18 protein-coding genes and 1 other RNA gene are annotated in these 23355 nt (G+C 57.2%); 9 read left to right on the forward strand and 10 right to left on the reverse strand.

Annotated features, from left to right (window positions below; translation table 11 throughout):
• The first annotated feature begins 207 nt into the window (after positions 1-207).
• Both M5R41_11060 and M5R41_11065 read left to right on the forward strand, forming a co-directional pair.
• A complete protein-coding gene (locus M5R41_11060) occupies positions 208-1602 on the forward strand; it encodes a S8 family serine peptidase (GenBank protein ID MCZ7556928.1) in 1395 nt (464 codons plus the stop codon).
• Between the two features lie 217 nt (positions 1603-1819).
• Positions 1820-3451 carry a VWA domain-containing protein gene (locus M5R41_11065; GenBank protein MCZ7556929.1) on the forward strand — a complete coding sequence of 544 codons (1632 nt, stop codon included), beginning with the start codon at positions 1820-1822 and terminating at the stop codon, positions 3449-3451.
• 114 nt (positions 3452-3565) lie between these two features.
• Here M5R41_11065 and ffs read toward each other — a convergent pair.
• The 8 genes from ffs to M5R41_11105 form a co-directional block, all read right to left on the reverse strand.
• Positions 3566-3664, reverse strand: an RNA gene (gene ffs / locus M5R41_11070) — signal recognition particle sRNA small type.
• A gap of 505 nt (positions 3665-4169) precedes the next feature.
• Positions 4170-4811: a RecX family transcriptional regulator gene (locus M5R41_11075; GenBank protein MCZ7556930.1), complete on the reverse strand. Its 642-nt coding sequence runs from the start codon at positions 4809-4811 to the stop codon at positions 4170-4172.
• 65 nt (positions 4812-4876) lie between these two features.
• The gene (locus M5R41_11080) at positions 4877-5761 is read right to left on the reverse strand and encodes a DUF4249 family protein (protein ID MCZ7556931.1); all 885 of its coding nucleotides are present in this window, start codon (positions 5759-5761) and stop codon (positions 4877-4879) included.
• An 83-nt stretch (positions 5762-5844) separates the two neighbouring features.
• Positions 5845-6747 carry a DUF4249 domain-containing protein gene (locus M5R41_11085; protein MCZ7556932.1) on the reverse strand — a complete coding sequence of 301 codons (903 nt, stop codon included), beginning with the start codon at positions 6745-6747 and terminating at the stop codon, positions 5845-5847.
• 12 nt (positions 6748-6759) lie between these two features.
• Positions 6760-7830 (reverse strand): recombinase RecA, encoded by a 1071-nt coding sequence (gene recA / locus M5R41_11090; GenBank protein ID MCZ7556933.1) that lies wholly within the window; start codon positions 7828-7830, stop codon positions 6760-6762.
• 34 nt (positions 7831-7864) lie between these two features.
• Positions 7865-8443 (reverse strand): RNA 2',3'-cyclic phosphodiesterase, encoded by a 579-nt coding sequence (gene thpR, locus M5R41_11095; protein ID MCZ7556934.1) that lies wholly within the window; start codon positions 8441-8443, stop codon positions 7865-7867.
• A gap of 250 nt (positions 8444-8693) precedes the next feature.
• Entirely contained in the window at positions 8694-11312 is a 2619-nt protein-coding gene (clpB, locus tag M5R41_11100; GenBank protein ID MCZ7556935.1) for an ATP-dependent chaperone ClpB, read from the reverse strand.
• Positions 11313-11671: 359 nt separating this feature from the next.
• On the reverse strand, positions 11672-12421 hold the full coding sequence (locus M5R41_11105) for a DnaJ domain-containing protein (protein ID MCZ7556936.1): 750 nt from the start codon (positions 12419-12421) through the stop codon (positions 11672-11674).
• Positions 12422-12730: 309 nt separating this feature from the next.
• On the opposite strand from M5R41_11105, the gene M5R41_11110 reads away from it, so the two are divergent.
• Complete coding sequence (locus M5R41_11110; GenBank protein ID MCZ7556937.1) at positions 12731-13171, forward strand: Hsp20/alpha crystallin family protein; 441 nt, start codon at positions 12731-12733, stop codon at positions 13169-13171.
• 107 nt (positions 13172-13278) lie between these two features.
• Here M5R41_11110 and M5R41_11115 read toward each other — a convergent pair whose 3' ends face one another.
• The gene (locus tag M5R41_11115) at positions 13279-14331 is read right to left on the reverse strand and encodes an AI-2E family transporter (GenBank protein ID MCZ7556938.1); all 1053 of its coding nucleotides are present in this window, start codon (positions 14329-14331) and stop codon (positions 13279-13281) included.
• Positions 14332-14442: 111 nt separating this feature from the next.
• Here M5R41_11115 and M5R41_11120 point away from each other — a divergent pair, with 111 nt between their 5' ends.
• The gene (locus M5R41_11120) at positions 14443-15576 is read left to right on the forward strand and encodes a BamA/TamA family outer membrane protein (GenBank protein MCZ7556939.1); all 1134 of its coding nucleotides are present in this window, start codon (positions 14443-14445) and stop codon (positions 15574-15576) included.
• A 234-nt stretch (positions 15577-15810) separates the two neighbouring features.
• Positions 15811-17490, forward strand: coding sequence for a T9SS type A sorting domain-containing protein (locus M5R41_11125; protein MCZ7556940.1), 1680 nt, complete (start codon positions 15811-15813; stop codon positions 17488-17490).
• An 821-nt stretch (positions 17491-18311) separates the two neighbouring features.
• Here the strand turns inward: M5R41_11125 and M5R41_11130 are convergent.
• On the reverse strand, positions 18312-19442 hold the full coding sequence (locus M5R41_11130) for a PDZ domain-containing protein (protein MCZ7556941.1): 1131 nt from the start codon (positions 19440-19442) through the stop codon (positions 18312-18314).
• Positions 19443-19834: 392 nt separating this feature from the next.
• On the opposite strand from M5R41_11130, the gene M5R41_11135 reads away from it, so the two are divergent.
• From M5R41_11135 to M5R41_11150, 4 genes are all read left to right on the forward strand, one after another.
• Positions 19835-20455 carry an RNA polymerase sigma factor gene (locus M5R41_11135; protein MCZ7556942.1) on the forward strand — a complete coding sequence of 207 codons (621 nt, stop codon included), beginning with the start codon at positions 19835-19837 and terminating at the stop codon, positions 20453-20455.
• The gene (locus M5R41_11140; GenBank protein MCZ7556943.1) at positions 20452-21048 is read left to right on the forward strand and encodes a hypothetical protein; all 597 of its coding nucleotides are present in this window, start codon (positions 20452-20454) and stop codon (positions 21046-21048) included. The genes M5R41_11135 and M5R41_11140 overlap by 4 nt, the downstream gene beginning before the upstream one ends.
• Positions 21049-21062: 14 nt before the next feature.
• The gene (locus M5R41_11145) at positions 21063-21989 is read left to right on the forward strand and encodes a DUF4097 domain-containing protein (protein MCZ7556944.1); all 927 of its coding nucleotides are present in this window, start codon (positions 21063-21065) and stop codon (positions 21987-21989) included.
• Between the two features lie 216 nt (positions 21990-22205).
• Entirely contained in the window at positions 22206-23117 is a 912-nt protein-coding gene (locus M5R41_11150) for an aspartyl protease family protein (GenBank protein ID MCZ7556945.1), read from the forward strand.
• Positions 23118-23355 lie beyond the last annotated feature (238 nt).

Below are 23355 nucleotides of genomic sequence, written 5' to 3' on the forward strand. Positions count from 1 at the left end.
GATGTCATATATCCGTTTTTCAGCAGCACATCTCTTCGCTCAACCACGCGTATGCGTGGCGTCCGCTTTGTGGCATCGCGGACGAAGGAGCTTTTAACCGATATACACATCGGGTGGACCTCTATTTGCCGAATTCACCCTTCCATTCCCGGTCACGCGATGTGTGTGTGCGGGAATCTTCCTTCATCTCAATCTCAGAGGAGATCCATGAAACGTTTACTCTATATCGCCCTGGTCGCGCTCGTGTTCACCGCGTGCAGCGACGACAATTCCAACGGCCCGGTGTCTTCCGGTACGACAGGCAGCACGCTCGGAAAATCCGGAGCCGCCATGCATCACCTCATCGCGTACAAAGGCAGCGCGAGCGCGATGACCTCCGCCGTACAGGCGGCTGGAGGGACGGTGCGCAAGAATTTTTCCGCCCTGAAAATCGCAGTGGTCGAAGGTCTGAGCGAGGCGCAAGCTGCAACGCTCCGTGCCAATTCGACAATCGGCACCGTCGTTCGGGATCAGTATATCACATGGGTTCCGTCGTACGCAGCGAGCCGCACCACACCGCAGTCGGGTGCGCTCATCCAAAACCTGCTACCCAACGGCAATCCGGAGAACGCCTTCTTCTACAATGCGTACCAGTGGAATCTCCGCGCCATCGAGGCGAACAATGCCTGGCCGACCACCACCGGCAATTCGGAAGTACGCGTGGGAATTCTCGACACCGGCATCAGTCCGGATCATCAGGATCTTGCGGGCAAGTATGACCTCACCCGAAGCATCAATCTCAGCTGGAGCAACTCCGCGGATCCGACCGACTACCAGGATCGTCATTTCCACGGCACGCATGTTTCCGGAACGATCGCATCGAACAATATCGGGACTGCAGGCGTCGCACCGGATGTCACTCTCGTCGGCGTGAAAGTTCTCGGAGACGACGGGTCCGCGGATTTCGAGGACGTCATCAACGCCATCCTCTACGCCGCCGATCCCAATGGCGGCGATTGCGACATCATTAACATGAGCCTCGGTGGTTACGGACCGCGCGCACTCATTGGAGGCGAGCTCCTGAGTCTGCTGACAGAGGCGGTGAATTACGCCCGCTCGCAGGGCACGCTCGTAGTGTGCTCCGCCGGCAACAGCGCGATGGATCTGGATCATAATGGGAACATTGTTGTATTGCCGGTTGAGGCCGGTACGAGCATGGGTGTCAGCGCCACCGGCCCGACCCAGGGTCAGAATCCCGACGGCTTCGCCTGTTACTCGAATTACGGCCGCAGCACCATCGCCGTGGCAGCTCCGGGCGGCAATTTCGACTGTGCCACCGGAAATGCCGTTGTTCAGGACCTTGTGATGGCGCCCTTCGCACCCTATGTGGCAAACCAGCTCGGCCTGCCGAATCCCACCACCTGGTATGTGTTCGCGGCCGGGACCTCCATGGCGGCACCGCATGTTTCCGGTGTCGCCGCGCTCATCAAGTCGCGGAATCCCAATGCCAACGCGGGACAGATGCAAACCAAACTGCAGAACACCGCAGATGATCTCGGTTCTCCCGGCGTCGATCCCTACTACGGCAAAGGCCGCATCAACGCGCGTCGCGCGGTGCAATAAACTACTCTCTCTCCCGCTCTACGGGGCTGCGCCAACCGGTGCAGCCCCGTTTTGCGTTGCGTGACTCTCGGTACACCCCTTCCTCCTCTGCACCGGGTCAGTGATGCGGCCTGCAACCATGAGCGGTTTTTCCGTCATATCCACGCCGAAAAGACTTGCACGTGATCCGATAATCCGCTACTATTCGGTGTTTCAGACGCACAGCCCGGATTTTCTGATGAAATCATTTCTTCTGCGTTTTTCGGTCATGATTCTGCTCGTTCTGCCGAATGTGCCCGGCAATAGTCATGCACAGTTACGAACCGTCATCGATTCCGTGAATGTCACTGGTTTTCCTGAGGTGGTTCTGCAATTACGTGTCATGCAGGGAGACAACAGCGTCATGGGCCTGCGCTTGCAGGACTTCACCCTCCTTGAAAACGGGCTGGTGCTGCCCATCACCGGCGGCTACTGCGAAGATACCGTAACCCGCGGTCCCGTGTCGGTTCTCCTCGTCATAGACGCCAGCGGGAGCATGGGCGGCTGGCCACTGGGTACCATGGCCATCAACGATGCCAAGCGGGCTGCGAAAAATTTCATCGATCGCCTCTCCACAGAGGACGAAGCCGCTCTGATGGTATTCAACAGCGAGATATACTATACACAAAGCTGGACCACAAATTGGCCGCTCCTCAAATCGCGCATTGATAATATCGATCCCTGGGGTTCAACGCGCCTATGGGACGCCGTTCTCGCCGGTGTCAATGTCACCCGCTCCCGCAGCAAGAAGAAGGTGATGATTGTGCTTACCGACGGCGAGGACACGGGATCGACAACGCCCTTCAGTACTGCCCGCGACGCCGCGGTTGCTGACGACGTTATGGTCTATACCATCGGGCTCGGCAATAATATCGAAGAGAATCGTCTTCGTCAGCTTGCACAGGATACCGGCGGAAAATTCTTCAAGGCACCGCAGGCGTCCGATCTCGATCAGATTTACGCGGAAATCAATCTCTCTCTCATCAGCACTGGCATCTGCGAGCTCCGCTATTTCTCGCCCATTGATTGCTGGAACGGCGACGAGGTAACGGTGGATGTGCGCGCCAACACCACGCAGGGTGTGGCCGCCGGCACGGCACGTTACACTCTGCCGTACGACACGTCCACATTCTCCTACGTCACCCTCTCGATGGAGCGCGAGTACGCCGTGCAAAGCGGCAAACGCCTTACCGTACCTCTCGAGCTGTCTCGCGTCTCGGCCAATCGCGCCCCGTCCGTTTTCGATTTCAGTGTAAACTTCGACGGCAATCTGCTGACCTTCGTAGACGCGCGACCCACGGGCCTCAGCACCGGCTATATCGTGACAACCACTCCTACGCAGCGCGGCGTTGACGTCAAACTGCAAGGGGCCACACCGCTCACAGAAGCCGGGACACTGCTCGAGCTCACGTTTGAAGCCCGGCCGACGTTCTACAGCGGCAAAACGGAGATCTCCGTATCGCCGCCGGCCGTGCAACAGTTCTGCACCGAGGCATCCTCGTTCAACGGATTGATAACCGTGAGCGGCACATGCGAGCATGCTCTCGGCGCGCCGGCTCCAACAACTCCGCAAGTGCGGCTCATTGCCGTATCACCCAATCCGTTCAATCCGGAAGCGCGCATCCGCTACACCGTCTCGGAGTATGCGGACATCACACTCGAACTCCACGACGTGCTCGGTCGCCGGTTGCGGACTCTCTATAACGGTCCCGTCAATGCCGGCGAGCATCAGTATATCTTGGACGCAACGGATTTCAGCGGAGGCGTTTACATGATCGCCATATCCGCCGGGAGCAGCCGGGATTATCGCCGTGTCATGCTGGTCAAATAGCATTACGCCACTTTTCGCAGCCCTTCCGCAGTGAAGGTGGCGGTGATTAACGCACAAGGGCAAAGATTTCCGATCTTTGCCCTTTTCATTTGATCACAAGAAGCACGCATAAAAAAAGGCCAAGCTACCCCCCGTCACATGATCCGATACCGGCCGTTGCTTCCTTCCGGACCTGGCGGGGTTGGGTACGACATCATTGCGGAGGACTTGGCCTACACTCTGCGCATCGCAAGCGATGCAGACAGATAATGTATCGAAAATTCAGGCATCGAACAAATGGATTTGCGACTTATGAGTGCTGGTAAAGGGTGAAGGGTAAAGGGTAAAGGGTGAAGGGTGAAGGGTGAAGGGTGAAGGGTAAAGGGTGAAGGGTGAAGGGTGAAGGGTAAAGGGTAAAGGGTGAAGGGTGAAGGGTGAAGGGCGTGTACGGCTGAGGTGGACCGTTTGACGATTTGAAGAGCCGTTGCATTGTGCAGAGATCGGGAGTGCGCAAGTTCTTGAGCGCACGATCAGCGGGTCGTCGGGGCGCACCGGTGACAAGCGAAGGCTGCTCGTTTCAGGAGTGATGACGCTGCGCGAAAATCCGCTTTTTTCCTCTTGTTTCGCCGCGGAGCTTCGATGTTCGGGACAAAGCATAAAGCGCCGCGCATGGTCGCGGTTGATGCAATGTACCCGCAATAACCGATTGTGTAACCTTTGATCTTTTGACGCTTCCCGATCACTCCTCGTCCCCTCTGTCGTAACCCAATGTCTCGGTCAATACATCGTAGATGACGGAAGGCGAAAAACCCCGGCGTTGGAGGAAACCGGCAAGGCGGCGCTTTGCGGTCGGGATATCCGGGGTACGATGCCGCGACAACCATTGCGCGGCAAGGTTATGAGCGATACCGGCGTCTTCGGGCTTCTCCTCCGCGAGCACTGCTTCCACGATGTCACGCGCAATTCCCTTGGCTGAGAGTTCCCGACGCAACAGGGAGGAGGACTTGGGTTTGAGGCGAAGTCTGTCGCGGACAAAGGCGCGGGCGTACTCTTCATCGTTCAGCAGATGCACTCTGCGGAAGGTGATTATCGTTTCTTCAATGACATCATCGGGAAGGTCTTTACGGGAGAGATAGCGGCGCAGCTCGTACTCCGAACGCATGCGCGTGGCGAGATGACGCTCGGCGAGACGCTTTGCCTGAACGCGAAGGTCGAATGCGTACAGTTGCGCGGACAGGGATTCGTCCATTTCTGTTCCGGGCCGCAGTCCGAAGTACACGGCGGTTTCCTCGTTCAATCCGAAGGAAAATTCCCCATCGATGAACACCGACACTCTGCCGCGCTGACGCTTTTGACGTTCGAGTCGTGTGATTGTTGCCATGTCATTCTGCTCAAACTGCGCCTGTCCGCCCATGTACGGCGGGAGCTGCCTGCGGGTAGTTCCCGTTACTGAATAACCGCGTTGTACCGTGTGCGCAGCGAGTCGGTGTACATCGAACCGAAGATTCCAACACCGTTGGTGATATTGGAAATGTCCGGACGGTCGAGCCGGTAGGAAGTCGGATCATCGAAACCGCGAACGAGCTGGAAATAGCTGTACAGGTACTGATCCAATGAATAAGCGGTGGCCACCACATCTTGTCCCGTTACGCCATCCTGCCCCTGTAACTGCCCCTGCGCGTACACGAGATTGGAAGTGGGAAATACGGTAAGAGTCTGACGCGAGGGACTCGCAAATTCATAGACGCCCGTCGCAACATTGAAGCGTTGGGGTACTTCACGCCGGACCTCCACCTCGGTCCCGCCTTCCACACGCTTGCCGACAACCCACATACGGAAAAGAAACGCCGTGGCGGGAGCAGCGACATTTGTCACGGATGTGAGCCGGACACCCAGATCCGAAGTCTGGAGCTGCAAATATGCGCGGCTCGGAACGGTGGTCTGCGCCGTGATGCGCTCGAAACCTGGCACGTCCACCCACAGCGTGTACGTCCGTCCCTCGGTCGGCACCAGCGTCCGGTTGATCCAGATGCGCTTCATGGATCCGTCCGGATTCGCCACGAGTGTATCGCGGAACAAATGGACGCCCTGCTCGTTGCGTATGCTCACTGTGGCGGTCTCGATGTCTTTTTTGCCGATGGGCTTGTCCGGACTCGTGAGTTCGGCGTCATAGGTGCTTTCCAGCCGCACGGTCTGATAGGGAGCGCTCTTATCGAGAATGCAGAACACCACCACACGATCTTCGTACGTCGTCTTCGGCGAAAATGTATTGTCGCAAGCCACAAGCGGCAGCAGAAACAGCGTCAACAACAGCAGGCGTGATGGGATCACTTCAACCTCGAAAGCAGATACAACGTAAGCCGGCAGGGCCGAAGGCACTGTCGGATGCAATCTGATAAAATACGCATCCCGGATTATTTCACGAAACGACTTAACGGAAATGTCGCCGAATCCGGCAGCGCGGCGCCAAACACGCCGAGCGCACCATCTATGAAGGCGATATCGGGTTTGTCGAGACGCATGGTAACGGGATCGTCGAATCCCCTGACGACCTTGTAATAAGAATACAGTTCATTGTTCATGGTATATCCCCGCGTGATGATCTGCTTGGTCACCACTTCCTCCGTTTCGTCGAAGAGCAGGTTGGCTATACGCCGGATAATACGGATGTCGAAAAAGACCTCGTCCTCCTTCGCGGGCGAGGGATATACCCATTGATCGCGGTCCGTCGCCATGTGCAGCGGGATTTCCGCGCGTCGTTCGTTGACGACACCGTTTTCGCGCACCGTGACGACAAGCCATGCGCGGAAATAGAATCCGCCCGGACGTACTTTGTAATTGCTGATGCCGCTGCTCAGCCGCATCCATCCCTCACCGGTATCGGCCTTGACTCCTTCGGCGGAAACGTACATACGCGAGGGTGTGGTGAGTGCATGCGTGACCCGGGGATATCCCGGAACGCTCACCTCAAGACGATGCTCCGTCTCGTTCTTCGGTTTCAATTCGCGTGAAATCCACGTGCGCACCAGGCTTCCGTCGGCGGCAGTGAGCACCGTATCGGTAAACCGATAGGGGTTACCTCCCTGACGTATGAACACGGCGGCCTCCCCGACCTCGACGGGTGTCAGCGGCCGGAGAGGGACACCGATATCGGCATCGTACGACCACGCAAGCCGTACGACCTGCATGTCCTGCGTCGGTTCGAGAACACAGAACACCACGAGCTTGCGCTCGAAGTCCGTCTTGGGTGAGAAGTCGTTGTCGCAGGCGATGACGAGCATACCGGCGGCAATGAGCAGCAGGGCGGATTTGCCCATTGTGGCTCCGTGCTATTTTTTCTTTGCCGCGGGTGCCGGCTCGTCTGCCGGAAGAGCCCCGTCGCCCTGGCTTGCGACCAGAGGAACGCCGATTCCCAACTCGCGCTTGACATGCGCTTCGAGGGTGCTGAGAACTTCCGGATTGTCCTTGAGAAATTTCTTGACGCCTTCGCGGCCCTGGCCCAGACGCTCCTCGCCGTAGGAGAACCATGAGCCGCTCTTCTGTACCACGCCGCATTCCACGCCCATGTCCAGCAGATCGCCGATCTTGGAGATGCCTTCATTGTACAGGATGTCGAACTCCGTTTCCCTGAACGGCGGGGCCATTTTGTTCTTCACGACCTTGATGCGGACGCGATTGCCGATGATGTTCGCGGCGTCTTTGATGACGTCTTTCCTGCGAATGTCGAGGCGGATCGAGGCATAGAATTTCAGGGCGTTGCCGCCGGTTGTCGTTTCGGGATTACCGAACATGATGCCGATTTTCGAGCGCAACTGATTGGTGAAGATCACCGTGGTCTTGCTTTTGCTGATGGCCGCGGTGAGCTTGCGCAAGGCCTGTGACATGAGGCGCGCGTGCGTCCCCATGGTGGGATCGCCCATCTCGCCTTCGATCTCCGCGCGCGGTACCAGCGCGGCCACGGAGTCAATGATAATGACGTCCACCGCGTTGCTCCGTACCAGAGTCTCGCAGATCTCGAGCGCCTGCTCGCCGTTCTCCGGCTGCGACACGAGGAGGTTGTTGACGTCCACACCGATTTTCCGGGCGTAGCCTACGTCCAGCGCATGTTCGGCGTCGATGAAGGCGGCGAGGCCGCCGGCTTTTTGCGCTTCGGACACGATGTGCAGACAGATCGTGGTCTTGCCCGACGATTCGGGACCGTAGATTTCCAGAATGCGCCCGCGCGGCACACCGCCGATACCGAGCGCGGCGTCGAGCGAAATGGAGCCGGTGGGTATGGTTTCGACAGGTGCGATCACGCCGTCTCCCATGCGCATGATCGAGCCCTTGCCGAAGGTTTTTTCGATCTGCTGCATGGCGAGATCGAGGGCTTTCAGTTTGCCATCCTTTTCTTCTGACATGATGATCTCCAGTGAAGTGAATGATTCCCCGCTGTCATTCTCCGGGTGTCAATATAATGGAAGCTCTCTCCCGGTGTATGGCACCTTTCGGAGTGAGCGTACTTTCCATAATGCGTATCGAAGTGCAGCGCACAGGTACAGCACGAAAGCTACATGCATGCAGCACATTTTCCAAATCCCCTCCGCGTCCGCGCTGTCTGACTCTGCCGATGGTAAAATGCGGGGTGAATTTCTTTCTTTCGCGATCGAGACCCGCCTGGGCGCAGACATTCTCCACGATATTCCGCAACGCGATGAAGCGTTCCGCGGCCGTCGAAAAGCCGAGCCACAGTACTCCCGGATCACGGAAATTCGGGAATGCTCCCACCGTATCAATGCGTCCAATTGCTTCCCCGGTCGCGCGACACGACGTCTCCAATGCCGCTGCAATGGCATCGAGCGCTTGGGGTTCCATATCGCCAAGGAATTTCAGCGTGATATGCACCTGCCCCGGCTTTTCCCATCTGACGCTGCGATCCCGGGCAGTGAGGCAGTGAATGTACATGGCGATATGCTCCAATGCCTCGGCATCGGGATACAGCGCGATGAAGGAACGAACGAGCGAGTGATTCATGGACAGCTCATGGGCCGTAACGTCCTTGTAAACTAGCACCGTGTGCGATCTCCGACAATGGTTACCCGGTCGAAAATTCTTGTACGCATGGGGAAATGACCGCTTCCGGCGGAATTCCGCATATTCTCGCTTTACGCGAGAATGCGGCAATTCTACTATATGTGAATTTTGTTCTGGTGACGTCGTGGTCCGGCTGAGAGCGTGGCATTCCGGCCACAGCCCTCCGCGTTCCGTAGACCACCGGCCAGACTCACTGCAGCCGGAAGTTCAGCCCCTCCTCGCCGGCGTCCACGATGATGGTGGCGCCTTTCGCATAGTGGCCGCGCACAATACCGGCGGATAGGGCATTCACAATTTCCCTCAGGATGAGACGCTTGAGCGGACGCGCTCCGAATACCGGATCGTACCCCTGCTCGGCCAGCCAGTTTTTCGCGGCGTCGGTGATACGCGCATCCATACCTTGCCGCTGTACGTTAAAGCGCACGAGACGCTCGAACTGTACTTCGACGATGCGATGCAGATCTCCGCGGGAGAGGGGTCGGAACACCAGCACTTCGTCCACGCGATTCAGAAATTCCGGACGCATGCGCTTCTGCAGAAGTTGCAGCACATCGCGCCGCACATCGTCGTAGGCGGCGTCCATGGTTTCGCCGGTCACCGCGCGGAAGCGGTCCATGATGAGGTCCGCTCCGAGATTGGACGTCATGATGATGATGGTGTTTTTAAAATTGACCACGTGGCCTTTGCTGTCCGTCAGGCGGCCATCATCCAGCACCTGCAGCAGAACATTGAACACCTCGGGATGCGCCTTTTCTATCTCATCCAGCAACACCACGCTGTAGGGACGCCTGCGCACGGCCTCGGTGAGCTGCCCGCCCTCATCGTAGCCCACATAGCCCGGGGGTGCACCGATGAGGCGACTGACGTTGAACTGTTCCATGTATTCGGACATGTCGAGACGAACTACGGCGTTCTCGTCGTCGAACAGGAATTCGGCCAGAGCGCGTGCAAGCTCGGTTTTTCCGACACCCGTCGGCCCCAGAAAAATGAACGATCCTATGGGACGGCGTTCGTCGCTCATCCCGGCACGTGACCGCAGTACCGCTTCCGACACCGCGGCCAGGGCTTCGTCCTGTCCGACAACGCGCTGCCGCAGGCGATCCGGCATGTTGAGGATTTTTTCGCGTTCGCTCTCGAGCATGCGTGCAACCGGTATGCCCGTCCATCGCGATACCACGTCGGCGATGTCCTCTTCGGACACAACCTGCTTGAGCAGGGAGGCTCCGGACTGCATCTGCTCCAGTTGCGTATCGAGTTCCTGTTGCCTGCGCTCGAGTTCAATAAGCTTTCCGTACTTCAGTTCCGCCGCGCGGGTATAATCACCTTCCCGCTCGGCCCGCTCCGCTTCGAAGCGCGTGAGTTCCACAGCTTCCTTGGTGCCCCGGATTTCCTGTATCAGCTCCTTTTCATGCTGCCAGCGCGTACTGAGTGCGGCATAGCGCTCCTTCAGGTCTGCCAGCTCCGCTGTGATGACGCCGAGACGGTCACGCGAGGCATCGTCGCTTTCCTTGCCGAGCGCCACCGACTCTATTTCGAGCTGTTTGATGCGGCGGTCGATTTCGTCCATTTCCTCCGGCATGGAGTCGATGATGGTACGGAGGCGCGCGGCGGATTCGTCGATGAGATCGATGGCCTTGTCGGGCAGGAAGCGGTCCGCGATGTAGCGCTGCGACAGCGTTGCGGCGGCGATGATGGCGCCGTCGGCGATGCGCACACCGTGATGCAGTTCGTACTTTTCCTTGAGTCCGCGGAGAATGGAGATGGTGTCCTCCACGGACGGTTCATCCACCAGCACCGGTTGAAAGCGTCGTTCGAGCGCTTTGTCCTTCTCGATGTATTTCCGGTATTCGTCAAGGGTAGTCGCGCCGATCATGCGCAGTTCGCCGCGGGCGAGCAAGGGCTTGAGCATGTTGCCGGCATCCACAGCGCCTTCGGCGGCTCCCGCGCCCACGATGGTGTGCAGTTCGTCCACAAAAAGAATGACGCGGCCGTCGGCCTCGGTGACTTCGCGCAGCACGGCTTTGAGGCGTTCCTCGAATTCTCCGCGGAATTTCGCGCCGGCGACAAGGGCTCCCAGATCGAGCTGATACACCGTTTTATGCTTCAGTCCCTCGGGCACATCTCCGGAGGCGATGCGCTGCGCGATGCCTTCCACGAGCGCGGTTTTGCCGACGCCCGGATCGCCCACCAACACAGGATTGTTTTTCGTTCTTCTTGAGAGTACCTGAATACTGCGCCGGATTTCCTCGTCGCGGCCGATCACCGGATCGAGTTTGCCGCGTCGGGCAAAATCCGTGAGATCGCGCCCGAAGCGCTTGAGCGCCTGATAGCTTTCTTCGGCATTCTGGTCCGTTACGCGTTGTGAACCTCGCACCTCCTTCAGTGCGCGGAGTACCGCGTCGCGCGTAACGCCCTCTTCCGCGAGCAAGCGCCCCGCATCGGTTCCGCGGTCTCCGGCGAGCGCGAGGAGAATATGCTCCGTGCTGATGTATTCATCGCGCAGGGATCGCATTTCATCCTCGGCCTTGCGAAACACTTTCTCCAACGCGGGGGAGAGATATACCTGTCCGCCGCCGCCGCTTCCGCTCACCGCGGGTTTGCGGGTCAGATCCCGTTCAACGCGCTCCCGCAAGCGTTCGACATTGCCTCCGATTTTTCGGACGAGTGCGGAGGGTACGCTGTCGTTATCCGCCAATAGTGCCGCGAGCACATGCTCGGGTTCGAGCTGCTGATGATTCGCGCGGGACGCCATACCCTGCGCGTCCGTGATTGCCTGTTGCGCCTTTACCGTGAATTGTTCGAGTCTCATGATCGTGTCCTGTATCTTCGTAGACTTTCTATTTTCGTTAATCGGGAATCGGGAATCGGGAATCGGGAATCGGGAATCGTTAATCGTTAATCGGGAATCGTTAATTGATAATCGGTCCGCCTGAGACAGAGTGAATCGAAGAGCATTCAACGTACACGTGTCGCGATTCACTCCTCACGTGCAAGCGCTTGCGCAGCGCGTCTTTCCTCATTCGGCGGCAATGCTTCCTCACGTTTTTCTTTCCGTCCTCATTATTCCTTTTTTTCTGTTTTTTCTGTGTTTTTCTGCGTTTTTTCTGTGGTTTTCTGTGTCTTCTGTGGTTTTCTGTGTCTTCTGTGGTTTTCTGTGTCTTCTGTGTTTCAGTGACGAAGGTGGAGACTCTCCGCGAGCTTCCGTACCAGTTGCTGTTGCTCTTCGTTCAGTGCCGCGGGGATGGAGAGCTGTGTTCTTATATACAGATCGCCGTTTCCGCCGGCTGAGGGATAGCCGAGTCCGCGAAGCCGTAACACCGCGCCCGGTTGCGTGCCCGGTTGAATGCGCACGTTTACTTTTTTTCCGCCCGGTGTACGCACGCGCAGTGTGGAGCCGAGCAGCGCCTGCGCGATGTTGAGCGTGACGTCCACATACGCGTCGTTGCCCTGGCGTTTGAAAAAAGCATCGGCTGTTGGCTGTGGTCCTTGCGCATCCGCGCGGAAATCCTTTTGTGTAAAGGGCCCGCTGCCGCCGCGAGGTGATTTCCGGCGCTCGCTGCCGCCGAAGAGATTCGCGAAGATATCGTTGAGACTGCCGCCGTCGAAGCCCCAGGTGAATTCGCGGGCGTTTTCCGTGCGGAAGCCCCCGAAGCGGCTGCTGAAATCTTCCCAGGACATCGAATCCCGCGCGCCGCCCGTGCCGTATTTGCGGAGCTCGTCATAACGCCGGCGTTTTTCGGTATCACCCAGAACCTCATACGCCTCGCTGATTTCCTTGAAGCGGCCTTCGGCGGAGGAGTCTCCTGGATTCCTGTCGGGATGCCACTTTTTCGCAAGATTGCGATAGGCCTGCTTGATCTCGTGTTCTTCGGCGGATTCCTTGACGCCGAGAATTTGATAATAATCCTTCTGTTTCATGGTGTCTTCTCCTTCCGGCGATACGGGCGCATGTGTTTCTTAGCTCAAAACTAGCACCGCCGGATGATTAATCAGAATACTTCAAATTCTGTACCATTATTGAAATCAGAAGGAACGTCGCCATTTTGGCAGGCCTATGCGCCAAATTGTCCTTGCTGCTGGACGTCGACAATTCTCAGCACGGTATTCGAGCCATAATGACATAAATACACGTCATAATGACGCATAATTTCAATTGGCACGGGAGTTGAGACGAAGAACGGTGTATGAATGAATCACAAAACAACTCTCAATAAGGAGGTAACAGCCATGACAATCACACGTTGGAATCCGATCAATGATCTGATGACCCTGCAGCGCGAGATGAATCGCGTGTTCAACGGCATCGCGCCCAAGACAGCCCGCGACGAGGATTACGAGTCCGCAGTGTGGAGTCCCATGGTGGACATCGTCGAGGACGCCGACAAGTACGTGCTGTCCTTCGACATCCCCGGTGTGTCGCGCGAGGACATCAAGATGAATTTCGCCGAGAACACGCTGAAGATTTCCGGCGAGCGCAAGAGTGTGGAGGAGAGCAAGGACGCTACCTGCCACCGTGTGGAGCGCGTGTTCGGCAAGTTCTACCGCTCCTTCAACTTCCCCACCATGGTGAGCGCCGATAAGATCTCCGCGAACTACAAGGATGGCGTGCTGCACGTCACCGTTCCCAAGGCCGAGGAAGTCAAGCCCAAAGAAATCCAGATATCGTAACTAACTCAACACCCAGCAGAACAGCCGCTCCCTTCCGGGGGCGGCTGTTGTATTTGCAGGAGAAGTGTCATGATCCCGTCGCTGTGAGCTGCGTGTGGACGCGTGGCTTACTTCCCATCCACGCTGCCGCTCATCAGTGCGGCGACCGGCTTGAGCGAGTCCACATTTTCGCAGATGATCTTGATGGTGGACATGATAGGCACGGACAGTATCATGCCCCAGATACCCCAGATCCAGCCCCAAAAAAGCAGCGCGACGAGCACGAGCAGCGGACTGAGATTGAGACTGTGCGCGAGGTAACGGGGTTCCAGAACATTGCCAATCGTGTTCTGGGCAACCGAGAGAAGGATAAGCGTGAGCAACGGAACGGTGAAGGTATCGAACTGCAGGAGGGAGAACAAAAACGGAAAGAACACCGCGACGATGGATCCCACCGTCGGGATGAAATTGAGTAAGAACGTGAGAAAGCCCCAGAGCAGCGCGAAATCCACGCCGAGGATGAGCAATATCAACGAAGTAACCGCTCCCGTGAGCAAACTGATCAGCGTTTTCGCGATCAGGTAGCGGCGCACTTTCAGGTCCACGGTTTCAATCATCGTTGCCAGAGTGCTGGCCTGTTTGAGCGAAACCGCCGTTTTGAGTTTCGCGATGACGTCACCGCTGCCGGCAAGAATAAAAAACATGAACAGCAGCACAAGAACGAGATTGCTGAGCAAGCTCACGAACGATCCCGCGCTGCTGCTGACGATGGAACCAATGGCTGATACGTCAATGACATCCGTGAGCGTCATGCCGTCGAGCCGTATACCCGCGTCCGCGGCGAGGCTCTCGATGATGCGGCTACCCTCGTACACGAGCAGGGTGAGGCGGTCCTGATACCGGGGAAACGCCTTCACAAAAGTATTGACAGTGGAGTAGAGTATCGAGCCGAAGCCGAAGAACAGCCCCGCGATCACCAGAAACACGACCACGAGCGCCAGCGCATTCGGCACACGCTTGGTCCGTAGAAACAACACGACCGGCTTGAAGATGTAGGACAGCAGCACCGCAATAACCAGCGGCAGCACAACGGACTGCATCCATACCAGCACACCGCCGAGAGCGATGAGCACCAGAATGCCCAGAAAAACCGTCGCAATTTTCCGATCCTTGTCCGCCATGTACGCACCAGTGTCAATGATGAATGGTGCAAAATAGAAAAGACAGAGGAACTGCGAAATAGCGGAGGAGACATTCCTCCGTATATTGCGAAAGACACATCGGAGTCCTGTATGCCCGCCTGCATCCCCGACACAGAGAACGCCTCCCCGGTTACCCCACGTTGGCACCTGACCGCCGTATGGACACGGTGTGTCGTCTGCGCGATCTGTCTGCTTTCGGCGACGGAGACGCTTCATTCGCAGACCGCGGAAGACAGCCTGAAATTCGAATACTTCCCCTTTGCGCTGTACGACACCGACGTGGGCTTCGGTGCGGGAGCCAATGCCGTGCTGCGCAGCGCTCTCGGGAGCAGGGAGCGTTTCGAGCTGATGCTCTTCGCAAGCAGCAAGGGCGAACGCCTCCTGCGGCTGGACTTCTCGATGGAAGCGGAGGAATTACGCCAGGGGACCGAGTACGACTTCGCCGTGGATCTGCGCTTCGAATACGACAAAATGATACAGACCAGCTTTTTCGGCACCGGCAGCGGCTCGCGCTACGAGGACAAGGAAAGCTACGTGCACGAGCCCGTACTGCTGCAGGCCGTATTCAGCCGCGGCTTTACACCCACACTCGTCGCGCAGTTGCAGATGAAATTCAAACGCATGTGGTCCTACGGCTTCGAGGAAACAAGTCGGCTGCGCGACCGCGCGGACAACGCCACCACATCGGACCTCTCCTCGCTCGCCTTGCGGGTGCGTCACGACACACGCGACAACACCTTGCACACCAGCGCGGGACATGTGTTGCAGGGCGAGGTCGAGCAGGCGCTGTCGCTGACGCGGCATGGCAGTGTCTGGACACGACTCGGCGTCACCGCGCATTGGTATCGAATGCTTGCGGGCATGGTATTTGCAACGCGCGGCATGCTGCAGCACATCACCGGCGACGCGGTACCGGTGCAGCAGATGCTGGCGGTGGGCGGGAACAGGACGCTGCGGGGTCAGCCGGAGAACCGCTTTCTCGATCGCGCCTCCGCCGTAGGCAATGCCGAACTGCGCATCCCGCTCTATCGGCGTCTTGGCCTGCTGTTGGGCGTGGACGCGGGAGCCGTGAGCGCGACTCTGCCCGGGGTGCTCGATGCCCGATGGTCCGCGGCACCCGTCATCGGATTGCGTTTCGCCTTCGACACCTTTATTGTGCGCGGCGACGTGGGCCGGAGCAGCGACGCGGTGGGAGTGTACTTCAATGTGGGGCAAGTGTTTTGAGCGGAGCGGAGAGCATAGAGCAGAGAGATTATCCGTGCCGAGTAACGCAATCCGCAAGAAGGATTGACGGTGGTTATTTTGTGTATAACTCGTACGCCCGGGCTGTACACACACTCTTCCGGCTCAACACCGCGCTGTGGACGTCGGGATTGTATGTTGTCAAACATATACTCGGCGCGGAAGTACTGACGCAAAAACTGTTGTTGACTCACTAGACAGGCCATGGAGCGCACTATGCATACATACAGACAATTCACACTCTCCGCGGCACTGGCATACTTCGTCGTAGTCGCCGCGATCTACCTTCTCATTCCCACCCCGCTGCCCGCCCAGGAGGCGGGCGGCGGCGGGCAGCCGCCGGAGATTATGCTGGGTGAAATGAAGGAGATTGCTCGCGTCCGGCCGCAAAACCATCCGGGTCTGGGACGATGGTCGGCCGAATTGGGGGATATCAATGGTGATGGATACGACGACTTTGCGGTGAGTAGTTATTTCGACACAACCTTCGTTTTTTTAGGCGGAGACACCGTAGGGTGGCTGCCATTGACGTTTCTCCTGGGTGGTTGTGCCGGCCTCCGCGCGGCAGATGTAAACGGAGACGGTCTCATCGATATCGTAACATCTGAATGTACCGACCTTCATCCTGGTCCGCTTGGTCGACCGCCTGGACGAATTCGTTTCTACCTCAACAAGGGCAGAGATGCATATTTTTCTGATCCTCCCGACTTTGTCCTCGAAGGGAATGCGGTTAGTAGTGGATATTGGGGAGATAATTTACATGGGAAGCGTCAGAGTATCGAGCTTATTGACTTCAATGGAGATGATCAGATTGACCTGCTCTATCCTTTTGCGCACTGGGAAACATACCTCTCGGGGTATGCACTCCGCACGACTCTCGATCCAAAAATCCCTGCAAAAGGTTTCGCATTTTACAATTATTGGATGTCTCCCGTTTTCAGACCATGGTGGCAGCATTTGGTCGGTGATATCAATGGAGACGGCAGAACGGATGTTATGATCTGGAACATTAATGACAGAAACCTTCGGGATACGATCCGCGCATGGGATATTTTCCTTGGCCGTGCGAACGTACAGTATGCGCCTGCCGAGTTTAAGTTGCGCAGCGACAGTAGCTGGTATTTCGACATGTACTACCCAGCTATCGCGGATATAAATAACGATGGCTGCGCCGATATTTTCTCGAATCAGTTATCACATGAATACGGCAATCTGCCATTCTTTCGCGGACGAAGGGAATTGGCGAGTATCGAACCAGATGATTCACTGATGAATCCGAACTCCTCAACCTACCAGCACGTTGTTTCCGTCAATCCGGTTGGAGATATAAATGGTGATGGCACTAATGATATTATGGTGGGATACACTCGTAATCCGTATCAGAAGACCACCGCGTTCTATTGCTATCCCAACAGACAAGGATCCCTGTACCGGTTCAGCACGGGTGGTTTCGCTGTCGATACCGATTGGCATCATGTCGATGTAACACAAGTATTTCCCGCAGGCGACGTCAATGGAGATGGTTATGACGACGTTCTGGTCTTGGCTCGTGGTTGGTCCCTCGCGAGTAAAAACGGTTTTATAGTTTTTTCCGGGAGTCCTAAACTGCTGGGTGTATCCCCGCCGGCCTTGCCGCCCGGTCCGGAACTGGAGGTCTATCCCAATCCCGTGCATGCGGGCAGCGGCGAGCTGCACATACGCCTCACAGCCCAAGTTGCGGAACAGAGCACACTCGAGATCCACGACATCACCGGCCGCCGCGTGTACAGCAGGCAGCACACGCTCGTACCCGGCGCGCAGCAGATCACAATACAGGATGTGACGCTGCAGCCCGGCTATTACACCATCGTACTCACGGGCAGCACGCGCAGCGCGGCGGGGGTGGTGTGTCACTGATTTACGCAGAATTTGCAGAACGCTGACCGCGGAGCGCAGAACAAGCAAAAAAAGCAGAATTCGCAGAAATAGTATTGACTAAACGAGTACGGAAAGCGAAGACGAGAGCATGTCCGGGCCGGATGGCCAAATCTGAAAAAGTGCCCAGCGGCGGTTATCGCACGCTCCATGGACACGATTCCAGATCACATTCTTTTCTGCGCATTCTGTCTTTTCTGCGAATTCTGCGTTCCGAAGGGGAGGGGAATTAACGCAAAGACGCCAAGGCGCAAAGACGCAGAGGGAAGCTCTTTTTTCTGCGTGTTCTGTCTATTCTGCGTGTTCTGCGTTCCGTGTTCCGCATTCCGCTGGGGAGGGGAATTAACGCAAAGACGCCAAGGCGCAAAGACGCAGAGTGAAGCTCTTTTTTCTGCGTGTTCTGTCTATTCTGCGTGTTCTGCGTTCCGTGTTCCGCATTCCGCTGGGGAGGGGAATTAACGCAAAGACGCCAAGGCGCAAAGACGCAGAGTGAAGCTCTTTTTTCTGCGTGTTCTGTCTATTCTGCGTGTTCTGCGTTCCGTGCTCTGCGTTCCGTGTTCCGCGTTCCGCTGGGGAGGGGAATTAACGCAAAGACGCCAAGGCGCAAAGACGCAGAGGGAAGCTCTTTTTTCTGCGTGTTCTGTCTATTCTGCGTGTTCTGCGTTCCGTGTTCTGCGTTCCGTGTTCTGCGTTCCGTGTTCTGCGTTCCGTGTTCTGCGTTCCGTGTTCTGCGTTCCGTGTTCTGCGTTCCGTGTTCTGCGTTCCGTGTTTTTGCTTTTCTGTGTTTTCTGCAAATTCTGTGGTCAGATTTGCGTGGCGCGGATTTTTACTTTTTTCTCGACGGACTCGCTCTCGCCTTCGCGCAGTTCTTCCATGTGACTCTTCACATCTTCCATGATGCCACGCAGGGATTCGTTCACATTGTCGAGTTCAAGCTCTTTGCCATCGATGATGATGCGCATTTTACGCATGCCCTCTTTCATTTCGTCCATATCGATATCGATGTCGATATCCTTGAGGACGTCTTCATAGCGTTTGAGAGCGTCTTCGTACTGATCGTCGGCGCCGTCGGAGCGGAAACGGAACACGCCGCCCAGACCGGGTGCGCCGTGGAAGCTCAGGTCCTTTTCCGGCTCCTTCGCGGTAAGTTCGATGGTCTGCTTCGCGCCTTTGCGGATAATGTTCACGGGGATTTTCTCGCCCGCGTCGTAGGCACCGAGCACACTGCGGAAATCGCTGACGGTGACGACGGTTTTCTTTCCGGCGCGGAGAATCACATCGCCGGCTTTGAAGCCCGCCTTGGCGGCGTCGCTGTTTTCATCCACTTTCTCGACGAGCACACCTTTGCCGTCCGGCGCACCGAAATACTCCCCGAGTTGTTTGTTCAGTGTACTGAGGGAGAGCCCATAGCTTGCGGACTTACCGTGCCAGAGCATAGGAGCCGACGGCGGCAGAGGCGAGCGCGGCGCGCGTGGTGCGCGTATACTGCGGCGTACGACGCGCTTCTCTTCATCGCGTGACGGAGACTCGGCCAGTTCCACATTCACGGTGCTCTTTTTGCCGTCGCGCAGAGTTGTGAGAGCGATGCTGCTGCCCGGAGTGGCTTCGCGCACCGCATCCATCAGGGCTTCTGCGGTTGTAATATCCTTGCTCCCGAACGCGGTGATGACATCGCCTTTTTTCAGACCGGCCTTCTCGGCGGGACTGTCTTTCACCACTCCCTCCACCACGGCGCCGTTGTTGGCATTTTCCCTGATTTCGGTTTTGCCGTCGCTCTCGATTTCGATTTTCTCCACCTTGAGGCGCACGCCCAGCCAGGCGCCGGTCTTTTTTTCCTTGCCGGCGATGGACTGCGCATCGGCCTGCACATGAATGAACGACGCGGCAAGCATGAGTATCAGCATAGCGGCGAAAAAGCTGTTGATCCTTTTCATGAATAGCTCCAATTTCTTTATGTGACTCGCATTCAGGAAGCTTTAGACGGAAGCCGGGCCGTAATGTTCCAGGCCATCCCGCGATCTGAGTAATGCACAAGGATTTTTGACGGATGCCGGCGAACGTCCGGACACTTCCATCGCAGACGACGTTTGCCCCTGACTCCTGCGTGTGCAATATTTCCTTCTTCATGTAAAAGAATCGTGATTCAGACACTGCCAGGCACCGAAACGGATCGTTCGCATTTCTCACATTTTCACGTAATTCGTACAAGGACATGTTGCGAGCAACCCGATGACCATGAAACGCAACTTCAGCCCCTGCGAAATAATCGTCCACCGCAAGGCAACCCTTTTTCCACTCCGTGCGTCAAAGCTTCCGTGTGGTAGCCATGAGCGCGGAATACATCCATAGTGCCATCGAGGAAACTCTCATGATCGAGGAGCAGAACGCCCCGGGCACGGGCGAATACGCGCTTGTTGAGCGTTGCCGGGACGGCGACATTCTGGCGTTCAAGGCGCTGTACGAGCGCTACCGACGTCCGCTGTATTCACTCGCCTGCCGCTTTCACGGCAATACGCAGGATGCCGAAGATAGCCTGCAGGAGGCTTTCATACGCATTTACAAGGCGCTGCCGGAATTCCGCTTTGAGTCCCGTCTGGAAACCTGGCTGTATCGCGTGGTAATGAACACCTGCATCAGCGGCACTCGCGCGAAGCGCAATCGTGAAGAGCGGTTGGATCCGGGAATCGCAGACAACCTGCACTCCGGCAACAGTGCGGAGCCCGACGCGCTGCTGCGCGACATTCTGGAGCAGGCTATCGGACGGCTGCCGCAGCAACAACGCGCCGTGTTTCTGCTGCACGCGGTACACGGACAGACGCATACGGACATCGCCGACACGCTGAGCATCAGCGTCGGCACGTCGAAATCCCAGTATCACAAGGCAAAAGAAACATTAAAGGAACGACTGGCGGATTACGGAATCGAGCGATCGGAGATGTTGACATGACAAGCGAACGACAGGACAACGAAGAGCGCGACGAGCTGGAGCGCCTTGCCTCGTCCCTGCACGGCATGGATCCACCGGACACACTGTGGCAGCGCATTGAAAGCGACCTCCGCGAAATGCAACAGCGCGACGCCGAGAAGCGGGACCGGAGCGTGCTCGAACACATCGGGCGTCTTTTCCGGCGTCCCGCGCTGCGCTTTGCCGTCTACGCCCTGCTGCTTCTGAGCGGTTCGGGCATGGGCTGGTATCTGTTGCAGGATTACGGCGAGCGGCATGCACTGTTTTCGGCGTCCGAAACAGAGAGTTCCGGCGACATCTTGCAGGATGCGAAGGCGGACATCGAACAGGCAATGTTTTACTATGAACGCGCAATCGAGAAGTTGTCGGTTGCGGCGCGGGAGCGCGAGAACGAGCTCGATCCGGAGTTCGTCGCACTGCAGAAGGAAAAAATCCGTCTCCTGCGCGAATCCATCGACGAATGCAAAACGACGTTGCGCGATAACGGATTGCACCCGCGCGTGCAGCACTATCTGCTCGCGGCATACAGCGACCTGCAGTCCACTCTGCAGGAAATGCTGGCGCAGCAGCAATAAAAGGAGCGCCTGACATGAAACGAACAGCATGCATATTCATCACACTGCTGCTTGCGGCCGCGCTGCCACTCGCAGCCCAGAAACATGAACGCCTGGTGAAACAGCGCTTCCAGACCCCCGCGGATCCCGAAGTGACTGTGGACGTGCGCTTCGGCGACGTCACGGTCACGCAGTCCGAAGACAACGCGGTGGACGCAATGGTGCGCGTTGCGGTGAGCAAGGGCTCGAAGGAGGATGCGAAGCGTCTCGCGGAGAGCGTCACCGTGGATCTGCGCCAGGAAGGCAACCGCGTGCTGGTGCGCGCCGGTCTCCCGAAAAAGCAGGGCGGCATGGACAACAGCAACCTTGAAATCAACGTCACCGTTTCCGTACCATCGCGCGCACGTCTGCTTTGCGAAACCAAGTTCGGCGACGTACGCGCCAGCGGCGTGCAGGGACGCGTGAAAGTCGTGAGTAGCTTCGGCGATGTCGAAGTGACCCGATGCTCCAATGTGGAGGTGTACTCCTCCTACGGCGAAGTGTCCGTCGGTGACATTGGCGGCAGCATGCGGCTGAAGTCCTCCATGGGCGGCATCAAGGCATTCAGCGTGCCGGGTGGACGCATCGAATCGTCCTACGGTGATCTGAACGTGACGCGTCCCGCCGGTCCGGTAGAAATCACCTCATCCATGGGGGAGATTACCGTGAAAGAATGCCGCGGCGGAGCAATCAAGAACGCCTACGGCGATGTGGATATCACGCTCTCGTCCGCGTTCAGCGGTACGGTGGAAGCTGAAACATCGTTTGGGGACATCGACGGCGACGTAGATTTCGATGATCTCGGGAAAAAGAACAAATACGGGCCCACGGCCGAAAAAAAGCGCGCGACCATGGGTAGCGGCAACGATCGCCTGCAGATCAACAGCAGTTTCGGCGACATCACGGTCGAAAGGGCACGATAGACAAGAATCATCGCCGCCCGGGAGAACCGTGCGTGGCGATTGCGGCAGACATTTTCACAGGACGGGTGCGGCTTGCCGTGCCCGTTTTTCATTATCGAGGGAAGAACCGACGGAAAGTTTTCGCGCAGACTCGCAACAAATCGGTCCACGATCCGTACACCGGTTGTTGGACCCGCCAGTCCATTCTTCGTCGTCATCAATCTGGAGTATACCCGCATGAAACGTACAGTTTTCGCATCATTGTTGATGCTCGTCTGTCTTGTTCATTTTTCCCCGGCACAGAATGTGTATGGAGAAATGAAGCTCACGTTTGACCGGGGATATCTTTTCGCATCGTCCACTATGCCCGACGGGAGCGACGCATGGTTTGCCGTGGATCTCGCGGTTGCCACCACCAGCGTGAGCAAAGCCTGGCTGGGTGACAGGGCGCGGATTCAGAAATATCAGGGTCGCGCCGACATGGAAGAGGTTCGCAGCTACTTTGCGCTGGGCGGCGTCGGATTTTCAGGTGATGTCGCCGGCAAGGCGACCCTGCCGAAACTCACACTCGGAGGGCTGATATTCCCTGACGCCAATGTCGCGGTTCTGGAGCAGACACCGGAAATCGCCGGACGCCGCATAGCCGGCATTATCGGGACGGATCTGCTGCGTCGCGCGGAGATCGCGGTATTCTACTACGGCGCGAAGCCGCGCTTATTGCTTAAAAGCAAGGGCGGCTCCACAGCGGGGTCCGTGGAGCTTCCGATGAAGGTTGTGAACGGGTATGCGTTTGTTCAGGGATCGATCAACAATACCGCCGTGGACGTATTGCTGGACACCGGATCGCCGGAATCCTGGTTCCCGGTCAAAACCTTGCGACTGATCGGCGCTTCCGCAACACCGAACTCCACTCGTGAGCTGCAGACCCTGGATGGGCATGCACTGAAGGTTCGCGGCTCCAACGTGCAGGACATCACATTCGGAGCGTCAAGCTTCGGGAAGCAGAGCTTCGGGATCGCGGAGCTTGGGGTGTTCTCGCAGATTCCCGAGAACCTCGTACCCGTGCTGCTCGGAAACAGCTTTTTCTCGACGCTCGACTATGTGGAAATCAATTTCGCCGATAACGTGGTGAGGCTGAAGGCTTCGTGAGCTTCGACTCCCTCTCTCGTTGATCAACAGAGGCCGCGGGGAACCGCGGCTTCTGTTTTTTTCGCATTCCGCAACCCGCTGTTTCCCTTCCTCACTCCCGTTCGTCCCTCCTTCCACATGTCCTTCTCCCTGTGCGACGCCGCAGCTTCCCCGTTTTCCATACTTCTGGCAACGGGACTCCGCCTCGCACTCCCCGGCCAATCACTGGCGCAGTTCCTGAACACAGATCGAATGCAGA

This window comes from Bacteroidia bacterium (assembly GCA_027493955.1).
Classification (GTDB): domain Bacteria; phylum Bacteroidota; class Ignavibacteria; order SZUA-365; family SZUA-365; genus JAOSJT01.